Genomic DNA, 9,361 nt, shown 5'->3' on the forward strand with positions numbered 1-9,361 from the left:
CCTCAGGTTTTCGGGTCGGCCTTGCGGAGAATGCGGGCAGGATTACCCACGGCAAGCATGCCTGCGGGGACATCCTTGGTCACCACACTGCCTGCACCGATCACCGCGCCATCACCAATGGTCACGCCGGGCATGATCTTTGCGTCTCCGGAAATCCAGACATTGTTGCCGATGGTGATGGGCAGGGTGGTGCCTGTGTGGGCGGCACGCTCCTCGATGTTCATGGGGTGAAGGGCGGCATAGAGCGAGACATTCGGGCCGATGAAGACATGGTCGCCTATGGTGACCCTGCCCGTATCCAGCACGACCAGATTGAAGTTGATGAAGACGTGGCTGCCGATGGTCGTATTGACGCCATAGTCGATGCGCATCGGCTTCTCGATGTGGACATCTTCGCCGACTGTTCCGAAAATGGCATGGATCGTTTCGGTCTTCTCCGTCACCTGACGGGCGCCGAGTGCATTGAACCGGTCGACCAGATCTCGGGTGCGATAGCGGATTTCCACCAGCTCCGGATCGTTGATCCAGTAGGGATCACCAGCCACCATGGCGTCGAATGCTTGTCCCATCTTCAAAAATCTCCCGATATGCCCCCCAAGGAGGGCGGCTTGAGCTGTTGCCGGTCGCGCACTTGAGCCTTTCATGACAGTGTCATGAATATGGCGGCTGGCTTTTCGGAGTTTAGCCGATTGCGGTCACCTGTCGGCAGCTAATTTGCGCCCGGCGTGCCTATCCACACCCGCGTTTGTTGCGCTTCAGGGCGCTCAGCTCCACCCGGGCGGATCATCCTTGCCGTCAGCGCGCTCGCGTTTCGATCTTGCTCAGGGTGTAGGGCTCCAGGCTCTTGATGAACATGTCGATGAACTCCATGGTGATCACCGAGCGGGGGGTATGGGTCGGATAGAGAATGGCCAGCCGATGGGGCACGACGGGCTTGAAGGGCTTGATGATCAGGCCTTCTCGCTCATATTCGAGGGCATCGATGATGCTGACGATGCTGACGCCCACCCCGGCGGCGACAATGCGGCAGGCGGGGCCGAACTGCCGGGTTTCCATCAGCGGATTGAGGCGGGCACCGGATGATTTGAAAGCGGTTTCGATGAGGGAATAGAAGGCGCTGCTGCGGCGCGAGTGGATGAAGGGTTCGTTGTCGAGGTCGCGCGGGGTGATCTCTTCCTTGTCCTTGAGCCGGTGTCCCGGAGGCAGAATGGCCACGGTTCGCATCATCACCGGGATGCTTTCGATTACGGCGTGGGGCTTGTCGTCGGCTGTTATGCCAAGGTCATACTGGTGCGAGATGATCCAGTCCAGAATGCGCTCCGGTCGGTCCGGCTCCAGCGCCATGGTGACCCCCGGCCTTTCCTTGAGAAACCGGGCGATGACCAGCGGCAGGTGGGTGGTGGCAAAGCCGGGCAGGCAGGCGACGCGCAAATGGCCAACCTTGCGCTCCTGAATTTCCTGCGACAGCTTTTCGATGTTGCGCATGCCGCCGATCAGGCGATCCACTTCGCCAATCAGGAACCGGGCTTCCTGCGTCGGTACCAACCGACCGCCGTCGCGGACGAACAGCTCGAAATTGAGGCTTTTCGTCAGATTGGCGATGAGGCGTGAAACGGCCGGTTGCGATATGCCCAGCTGGTTGGCGGCAAGTGTGACATTGCCGCAGTTGGCGACGGCGCGAAACGCTTCCAATTGACGAAATTGCAGCATGGTTTCATTTCCCTGGTGATTAAGTCGGAGCCTATATGGCTGTCCTGAAACGGCTTTTAGAAACATAACATGATGTTATGATGATGACGAAGAAAATTCATTTGAATTATCCTTTGCGCTCCGCCACCTTGCCGAGCGTCTGGTCTGGCTTGGGGAAAACGGTGTGAAACACCGCCCGAACGCACGCTTTTCTGCGCGAGCCAAAAGGCTTCTCACCTCCATCATTCGAGATGAGAGAGGCCCCTTCCGCTGATGGAAGGCAGCATCCCGGAGGAGTGCATCTGCTTTTTCAATTTGTCTCGCATTAGAGCAAAGGAATTCGAAAATGAATATTTCTCGCAATGTTGCCGGCCTGCTTGCCGCAACCATGTTTGCCGGTTTGTCCGTTCCCGCAATGGCCGCAACCGAGGTTCAGTGGTGGCATGCAATGGGGGGTGCCAACGGTGAGCGCGTCAACAAGATCGCAGCCGACTTCAACGCTACCCAGTCCGACTACAAGATCGTTCCGGTTTACAAGGGCTCCTACGACGAGACCATGACCGGTGCCATTGCCGCATTCCGCGCCAAGCAGCAGCCAGCCATCGTGCAGGTCTATGAAGTTGGCACTGCAACCATGATGGCTGCCAAGGGAGCCATCTATCCGGTTGAAAAGCTGATGAATGACATGGGCGAGCCGTTTGATCGCGGCGCCTTCCTGCCAGCGGTGATCTCCTATTACGAAACTCCGGAAGGCCAGCTGCTGTCCATGCCGTTCAACAGCTCCTCTCCGGTGCTGTGGTATAACAAGGATGCTCTGGACAAGGCTGGTGCCAAGATCCCGACGACCTGGGCCGAAATGAAAGACGCCTCCAAGAAGCTGGTTGATAGCGGCATGAAATGCGGCTTCACCTTCGGCTGGCAGTCCTGGGTGATGATCGAGAACTTCTCGGCATGGCACAACCTGCCATCGGGCACCAAGGAAAACGGCTTTGCCGGGTTCGACACCGAATTCACCTTCAACAACGCACAGGTCGCCAACCGTCTCAACGACATCTATGAAATGTCCAAGACCGGCCAGTTCGTCTATGGCGGACGCCAGAGCGACAGCGCCCCGATGTTCACCAACGGCGAATGCGGCATGTGGATGACCTCTTCGGCTTCCTACGGTGGCCTGAAGTCTGACGCCAAGTTCAACTTCGGCGAATCCATGCTGCCGCTCGATACCGACATTGCCAAGGAACCGCAGAACTCCATCATCGGTGGTGCAACCCTGTGGGTTCTCAACGGCCTGCCGAAAGAGCAGTACAAGGGCGTTGCCAAATTCATGACCTACCTGTCTTCGCCTGAAGTTCAGGCCTGGTGGCATCAGCAGACCGGTTATGTGCCCATCACCACGGCGGCCTATGAGCTGTCCAAGGAACAGGGCTATTACAACGAGAACCCGGGCACCGATACGGCTATCAAGCAGCTCAGCCTGCACCAGCCGACTCCGAATTCCCGTGGTATCCGCTATGGCAACTTCTCCCAGATCCGCGCTGTCATCAATGAGGAAATGGAAAACATCTGGAACGGCTCCAAGCCTGCCCAGACCGCTCTTGACGATGCCAAAACCCGTGGCGACGAACTTCTGCGCAAGTTCGAACGCAGCGTGAAGTAATCCGGACCTCTCCTTTCTGGATAGCATTGACACACCATGTCGCCCTCAGGGCGGCATGGTTTCATGAATTGAGGTTCAAGATGATCAAGCGCGTGCATTTTCCCGCGTCCCCCTTGCCCTATCTGCTGGTTGCCCCCCAGATCGTGATCACCATCGTGTTCTTCCTCTGGCCGGCCGGACAGGCGTTCTACCAATCCTTCCACATCGAAGACGCGTTCGGGCTCGGGTCCGAATTCGTCTGGTTCGAGAATTTCGAAGTCCTGTTCACGGATCCGCTCTATCTGGCCACCTTCTGGCGCACCATCCTGTTTTCGGCTCTGGTGGCTGTGGTCTCGATGGGTACGTCGCTGGTGCTGGCTGCCTTTGCTGACCGGGTGATCCGTGGCGCCACCTTCTATCGGACCCTGCTGATCTGGCCCTATGCCATTGCGCCGGTGCTGGCCGGTGCCATCTGGAGCTTCATGTTCCATCCGACGCTGGGCATCTTTCCCTATTTTCTCGAAATGGCCGGGATCGACTGGAACCACTACATGAGCGGCAATCAGGCGATGGCGCTTGTTGTTCTCGCGGCCTCGTGGAAGCAGATCGCCTATAACTTCCTGTTCTATCTGGCTGGCATGCAGGCCATTCCGAAGTCTGTGATCGAGGCGGCGGCCATTGATGGCGCCGGGCCGGTCTATCGTTTCCGGACGATCATCCTGCCGCTGCTGTCGCCAACCACCTTCTTCCTGCTGATCATCAACGCGGTCTACGCCTTCTTTGACACCTTCGGCATCATTCATGCCGTCACCAAGGGTGGGCCGGCAAGTTCGACGACGACCCTTGTCTACAAGGTGTTTACCGATGGCTTCATTGGTCTTGACCTCGGCGGTTCGGCGGCCCAGTCGATTGTTCTGATGGTCATGGTCATCGCGCTGACGGTGTTCCAGTTCCGCTATATCGAGAGAAAGGTTGAATACTGATGGTCGAAAATCGTCCCTTTCTTGATTTCGTGACCCACCTCGTGCTGATCGTCGGCATCCTGCTGGTTGCCCTGCCAATCTGGATCATGTTTGTTGCGTCCACCCATGATGCCGTGCGCATGGCGCATGTGCCGCTACCGTTGCTGCCGGGTGGGCAGTTCTGGGAAAACCTGCGCCTGACCTTCTTTGGCAATGGCCTCAAGGGGTCGGAAACGGCTGCGGTCTGGCAGTTGATGCTGAACAGCTTCATCATGGCGATGATGATTTCCATCGGCAAGATCTCCATTTCGATCCTGTCGGCCTATGCCATCGTCTATTTCCGCTTTCCGCTGCGGATGACCTTCTTCTGGATGATCTTCATCACCCTGATGCTGCCGGTCGAGGTGCGCATCGTGCCGACCTTCGAGGTGGTCGCCAACCTTGGCATGCTGAACAGCTACTGGGGGCTTTCGGTGCCGCTGATTGCTTCGGCAACGGCGACCTTCATGTTCCGGCAGGTCTTCCTGACCATTCCGGACGAGTTGCTGGAAAGCGCCCGGATCGATGGGGCAGGGCCAATGCGCTTCTTCTTCGACATGCTGCTGCCGCTGTCACGCACCAATATCGCCGCGCTGTTCGTGATCGTCTTCATCTATGGCTGGAACCAGTATCTCTGGCCGCTGCTGGTCACCACGGACCAGAGCATGGGCACCATTGTCATCTCCATCAAGCAGATGCTGGAAGCCGAAACCGGTTCGCCGCAGTGGAACGTCATCATGATGACCGCCCTTCTGGCCATGCTGCCGCCGGTGGCGGTAGTGATCGGAATGCAGAAATTCTTCGTCAAGGGTTTGACGGAAACCGAGAAATAACGGGATCAACGGGTATTACTCATGTCCAAGATTAAATTTGATTATGTTCGCAAGTCCTACGGTCCCAATGAGGTCATTCATGGCATCAACGGCACAATCGAGGATGGCGAGTTTGTCGTCATCGTCGGCCCGTCCGGCTGTGGCAAGTCCACCCTCCTGCGCATGGTTGCCGGGCTTGAGACCATCACGGGTGGCGAGATCAAGATTGGCGAGAAGGTCGTCAACAAGCTCGAACCGGCCAAGCGCAGCATTGCCATGGTGTTTCAGAATTACGCGCTCTATCCGCATATGACGGTGTTTGAAAACATGTCCTATGGCCTCAAGATCCGCAAGGTTCCGAAGGCCGAGATCAAGCGGCGGGTGGAAGAAACTGCCGAGATTTTGGAGCTCACCCCTTATCTCAAGCGCTCGCCACGGGAGCTTTCCGGCGGTCAGCGTCAGCGCGTCGCCATGGGGCGGGCCATTGTGCGCGAGCCGGAGGTGTTCCTGTTCGATGAGCCGCTGTCCAACCTCGATGCCAAGCTGCGCGTCCAGATGCGCCTTGAGATCAAGAAGCTGCAGGAGCGCCTCGGCATCACCTCCATCTATGTGACCCATGATCAGGTCGAGGCCATGACTCTTGGCCATCGGCTGATGGTGCTCAACGGCGGCAATGTCGAGCAGTTCGGCACGCCGATCGACATCTATCTCAAGCCTGAGACACTGTTTGTGGCAACCTTCATCGGCTCTCCGGCCATGAATATTCTGGACGGGCGTCTTTCTGATGATGGCACCGCCGCCATTCTGACGACGGGTGAGGCAATCCAGCTGGCAAAGCCCTTGCTCTCGCACAAGGGCCAGGCCATCAAGCTGGGCATGCGGCCCGAACATCTCATCCGCTGTGATGCGGACAAGGCCCTTCTTTATCTCAACGCCGATGTGGTGGAACAGCTGGGTGCGGACACTATCCTGCATGCCAATCTGGGCGGCAGTGGCGAGACCGTAATTGCCCGGATTGACGGTGTGGTTCCGGCTGCCAGTGGTGAGCGTTTCAGTTTCACCATCGAGCCAGAGAATCTGCACGTGTTCGATAGTGACAAAGGCAAGCGCATCAATTGATTTCTGGCGAGCCGCCGAAGGTGCGGATAAAGTGCCCGGTCATTGGACCGGATGCTGGACGAAGATTTTTTCAAGGAGACGGAAATGTTTCACGCAGCGGGTTCGCTTCGCGACAAGGGTATTGTTGAGATTCAGGGCCATCGCGGGGCGCGGGGCCTGTTGGCTGAGAATACCCTGCCAAGCTTTGCCTATGCCCTGTCGATCGGGGTTTGCATTCTCGAAATCGACATCCAGATGACCCGGGATGGCGTTCTGGTGGTCACCCATGACTTCCGTCTGTCGTCTTCGCTGGCGCGGGATGACAAGGGCGCCTGGGTGGATGATGGTCCCGAGGTGATTGACCTCACCTATGATGAGCTCAGACGCTATGACGTGGGCGGGCTCAGAAGCGGCACCGACTACGCCGCCCGCTATCCGGATCAGGCGTTCTTGAACGGAATTGTCATACCGACCCTGGACGAAGTTATGGCTCTGTGCCGGACGAAGCCTGCTCACGAGGCGGCGCTCAATATCGAGATCAAGTCGGACCCGACGCGAGCGGTGCACAGGGAACGCGGTGGTCAGGTGATTGATGCGCTGATTGCCACTCTCAAGCAGCAGGGTTTTGAGGACCGGGTGATCGTGCAATCCTTCGACTGGGCGCTGATTGATGATCTCAGGGACAAGGCACCCAATATCGAGCGGGCTTATCTGACGGTCGAGGAATCCGAGGTGGAAGGGGATGAGCTGCGCGGCCATGCCACCGTCTTCAGTGGCTCACCTTGGCTCGGGCGTAGCGACTTTGATGCCAACGGCGGCAGCGTTGCGGCGATGCTGGCAAAGGAGAAGGCTTCCTTCTGGTCGGCTTTCTATCGGGATCTTACTGCCGAGAAGGTGGCGGACGCCCATCGGTTGGGCCTTGGTGTCAACGCCTGGACCGTCAACGACTTTGCCGATATCGAACACATGATCGATATCGGCGTCGATGGCATCATCTCCGACTATCCTGCCCGTGTTCAGCGCGTATTAATCGATCGTGGGTTGCGCTGGAAATAGGCCCTGACTTAGCCATTGACGCAGCCATTGGCTGCGTCTCGACATGCTTCTTGTTTCTTATCTTTGAAACGAGGCTGGCTCTGATCCTAGACCCTCTCTCCCTCGACTACCCACATCGTGGCGGGCCAGGAGAGAGGCAGGTTGAGGCCGTGGGTCATCAGGGCCTTGCCACTGAGAGTGAGGTCGCCTTCGACAAGCGCCGTATGGCCGCGTGATTGCGGTGGGCGATCTTCCGGATTGATGAGCCGAACCCGATAGAGGGCATCGGGCTCGAGCCCCGTCAGCCGTTGGGCCAGAGGCAGGGTGTGACGCGGCGTTGCGAAACGTCCGGCAAAGAGGACAAAACGCGCGCCGTCTGCGGCAATTTGCAGCTCGGAAATAACCGAGCTGTCATCGCTTTCAAGGGGGAGCACATAACCCTTCATGCGCCAGTCGCGGGTTGCTTTCCACCAGTTGGTGACGCGCTGCAGGATGGCGAACTCCTCGTCTGTCAACTCCCGTGGGTCCATCTCGAAGCCCATATGCCTTTCCGCTGCCACCCATGCCCTGAAGGACATGGGCAGAATACGGCCGGAAGAATGGCATTTGCGCGGGCCGACATGGCTTCCCGTGACGGCTGCGGGAATGAACAGGGCTGAGAGCAGAGAACAGATAGTCTCGTGCCTCAGGGTTTGAGAGAACCAGCACATGCTGGAGCCGTCCGGTCAACTGGTCGGTCGGTCCAAGCAACCAGTCTGGGTGGGCGCGATAAAGATCGATGTCCATATTAACCATTTCCGGCTCCACCCACAGGCCAAAGGTCATGCCTTCGGCATGAGCCTTGTCGATTAGCGGGGTGAGACCATTGGGCCGTTTTCTGCTGTCGATCGTCCAGTCTCCCAGAGAGCTGGTGTCGTCATCCCGCTTGCCGAACCAGCCATTATCGAGCACAAAGCGCTCGGCGCCCATCCATCGGCAAACTCGGCAGCTTACCGTTGATCATGCTCGCAAGATAGCGCAGCAGTAGCTGGCTGGAGCCGCTTTGGGGAAGGATGTCAGCGCGGTCAAGCAAAGCAATCGCAAAGCTGAGACTATCGAAGATTTGGCAAAGCGATATATCGCCGATTACGCGGAAATTCATAAGAAGCCTCGAAGCATCGCGACAGATGAGGCCAACATTGAAAACCATGTTGTCCAGTTGATCGGTTCCATGAAAGTTCAGGATGTCTCGCGTGCTGATATTGAGAAACTGAAGCTTGATATAGGGCAAGGCAAGACTGCCGGAAAGCTTCCTGCTAAACCGCGAGGACGTGGTCTCGTCCGAGGTGGTGAGGGCATGGCTAATCGTGTTTTGGCTCTGTTGTCCAAGATGTTTGCCTGCGCTGTCGATTGGGAAATGCGATCAGACAATCCTGTTCAGGGCATCAAGAAGTTCAAAGAGAATATGAAGGACAGGTTCTTGAGCGAGCACGAAAATGGTCGCTTATTGAAGACTTTGGATTTGGCGGATGGTCACATTGACGGTGAGAGAATGGAGCTGCCTTCCGCAACTGCTGCAATCCGTCTGCTTCTTTTTGCTGGTCTGCGTGTCGGCGAGATCGTCAATCTTGATTGGCAGCATGTGGACCTTACTCAAGGCACGATCTTCTTGGCAGACAGTAAGACTGGGTCGCGGCTGGTCCCCCTGAATGGTTTGGCTCCTGATGTGCAAAAGGCTTTGGATCGAGGGAAACAGAGAGGCCTTGTTCTCGAGAGTAGTGCTGAGGGTAAACCCATCGCTTTGACAAGGCCTTGGTACTGAATTGCTCCTAGAATTGTAGACACCTTGGGGCTTCAAGTTTTCTGTCGCTCGGATGCGTTCCCTCTTGAGCAAATTGAAAAAGCTTTCTGCAACAGCGTTCGCCATGCTTTGCTCGGACCGATGGCGCAAAGCGCTTATCATGGCAGTTTCCACGCCTGCTCATACTGTGCTCAAGATTGTGCTGGCGCAGGAATGCCGCCCAATCAATGCTTTTGAATTGAGAGCCCTGGTCCGAATGGATCAGGTCCTTATGAAGGATCTTGCGATAGCCATAGACTTTACCACTATC

General features: G+C 57.0%; 9 protein-coding genes and 2 pseudogenes. 6 read left to right on the forward strand and 5 right to left on the reverse strand.

All coding sequences use genetic code 11. The annotated features are described in order from the left end of the window. Nucleotides 1–2 precede the first annotated feature (2 nt). The gene (locus tag DSL70_RS22815; protein ID WP_205563455.1) at nt 3–569 is read right to left on the reverse strand and encodes a sugar O-acetyltransferase; all 567 of its coding nucleotides are present in this window, start codon (nt 567–569) and stop codon (nt 3–5) included. A gap of 226 nt (nt 570–795) precedes the next feature. Then, a complete protein-coding gene (locus DSL70_RS21225; RefSeq protein ID WP_119309981.1) occupies nt 796–1,710 on the reverse strand; it encodes a LysR substrate-binding domain-containing protein in 915 nt (304 codons plus the stop codon). 325 nt (nt 1,711–2,035) lie between these two features. Between DSL70_RS21225 and ugpB the strand changes: the two genes are divergently transcribed. From ugpB to DSL70_RS21250, 5 genes are all read left to right on the forward strand, one after another. After that, complete coding sequence (ugpB, locus tag DSL70_RS21230; RefSeq protein ID WP_119309982.1) at nt 2,036–3,346, forward strand: sn-glycerol-3-phosphate ABC transporter substrate-binding protein UgpB; 1,311 nt, start codon at nt 2,036–2,038, stop codon at nt 3,344–3,346. An 80-nt stretch (nt 3,347–3,426) separates the two neighbouring features. Next, nucleotides 3,427–4,308 carry a sn-glycerol-3-phosphate ABC transporter permease UgpA gene (gene ugpA / locus DSL70_RS21235; protein WP_119309983.1) on the forward strand — a complete coding sequence of 294 codons (882 nt, stop codon included), beginning with the start codon at nt 3,427–3,429 and terminating at the stop codon, nt 4,306–4,308. Then, complete coding sequence (gene ugpE / locus DSL70_RS21240) at nt 4,308–5,159, forward strand: sn-glycerol-3-phosphate ABC transporter permease UgpE (RefSeq protein ID WP_119309984.1); 852 nt, start codon at nt 4,308–4,310, stop codon at nt 5,157–5,159. Before ugpA ends, ugpE begins: the two co-directional genes overlap by 1 nt. A 21-nt stretch (nt 5,160–5,180) precedes the next feature. After that, the gene (locus DSL70_RS21245; RefSeq protein ID WP_119309985.1) at nt 5,181–6,257 is read left to right on the forward strand and encodes a sn-glycerol-3-phosphate import ATP-binding protein UgpC; all 1,077 of its coding nucleotides are present in this window, start codon (nt 5,181–5,183) and stop codon (nt 6,255–6,257) included. 84 nt (nt 6,258–6,341) lie between these two features. Further along, on the forward strand, nt 6,342–7,292 hold the full coding sequence (locus DSL70_RS21250) for a glycerophosphodiester phosphodiesterase family protein (RefSeq protein ID WP_162916973.1): 951 nt from the start codon (nt 6,342–6,344) through the stop codon (nt 7,290–7,292). Between the two features lie 86 nt (nt 7,293–7,378). Here the strand turns inward: DSL70_RS21250 and DSL70_RS22680 are convergent, their stop codons facing one another. After that, on the reverse strand, nt 7,379–7,981 hold the full coding sequence (locus DSL70_RS22680; RefSeq protein ID WP_245418309.1) for a GH36 C-terminal domain-containing protein: 603 nt from the start codon (nt 7,979–7,981) through the stop codon (nt 7,379–7,381). Further along, a pseudogene (locus DSL70_RS22685) lies at nt 7,980–8,240 on the reverse strand (alpha-galactosidase); the annotation flags it as partial. The pseudogene DSL70_RS22685 and the gene DSL70_RS22680, both read right to left, overlap by 2 nt. 73 nt (nt 8,241–8,313) lie before the next feature. Between DSL70_RS22685 and DSL70_RS21260 the strand changes: the two are divergent. Next, nucleotides 8,314–9,072: a tyrosine-type recombinase/integrase gene (locus DSL70_RS21260; protein ID WP_119309987.1), complete on the forward strand. Its 759-nt coding sequence runs from the start codon at nt 8,314–8,316 to the stop codon at nt 9,070–9,072. Between the two features lie 48 nt (nt 9,073–9,120). On the opposite strand, the pseudogene DSL70_RS21265 reads toward DSL70_RS21260, so the two are convergent. Then, nucleotides 9,121–9,361: pseudogene (locus DSL70_RS21265) on the reverse strand (DDE-type integrase/transposase/recombinase); the annotation flags it as partial.

Origin of the sequence: Cohaesibacter haloalkalitolerans, from assembly GCF_003574655.1 — a bacterium.
Classification (GTDB): Bacteria; Pseudomonadota; Alphaproteobacteria; order Rhizobiales; family Cohaesibacteraceae; genus Cohaesibacter; species Cohaesibacter haloalkalitolerans.

Coding starts and splice junctions, on each gene's coding strand:
- ugpE (WP_119309984.1), top strand. CDS start 4,308: ATGGTCGAAAATCGTCCCTTTCTTGATTTCGTGACCCACCTCGTGCTG.
- DSL70_RS21250 (WP_162916973.1), top strand. CDS start 6,342: ATGTTTCACGCAGCGGGTTCGCTTCGCGACAAGGGTATTGTTGAGATT.
- ugpA (WP_119309983.1), top strand. CDS start 3,427: ATGATCAAGCGCGTGCATTTTCCCGCGTCCCCCTTGCCCTATCTGCTG.
- DSL70_RS22815 (WP_205563455.1), bottom strand. CDS start 569: ATGGGACAAGCATTCGACGCCATGGTGGCTGGTGATCCCTACTGGATC.
- DSL70_RS21225 (WP_119309981.1), bottom strand. CDS start 1,710: ATGCTGCAATTTCGTCAATTGGAAGCGTTTCGCGCCGTCGCCAACTGC.
- ugpB (WP_119309982.1), top strand. CDS start 2,036: ATGAATATTTCTCGCAATGTTGCCGGCCTGCTTGCCGCAACCATGTTT.
- DSL70_RS22680 (WP_245418309.1), bottom strand. CDS start 7,981: ATGTGCTGGTTCTCTCAAACCCTGAGGCACGAGACTATCTGTTCTCTG.
- DSL70_RS21245 (WP_119309985.1), top strand. CDS start 5,181: ATGTCCAAGATTAAATTTGATTATGTTCGCAAGTCCTACGGTCCCAAT.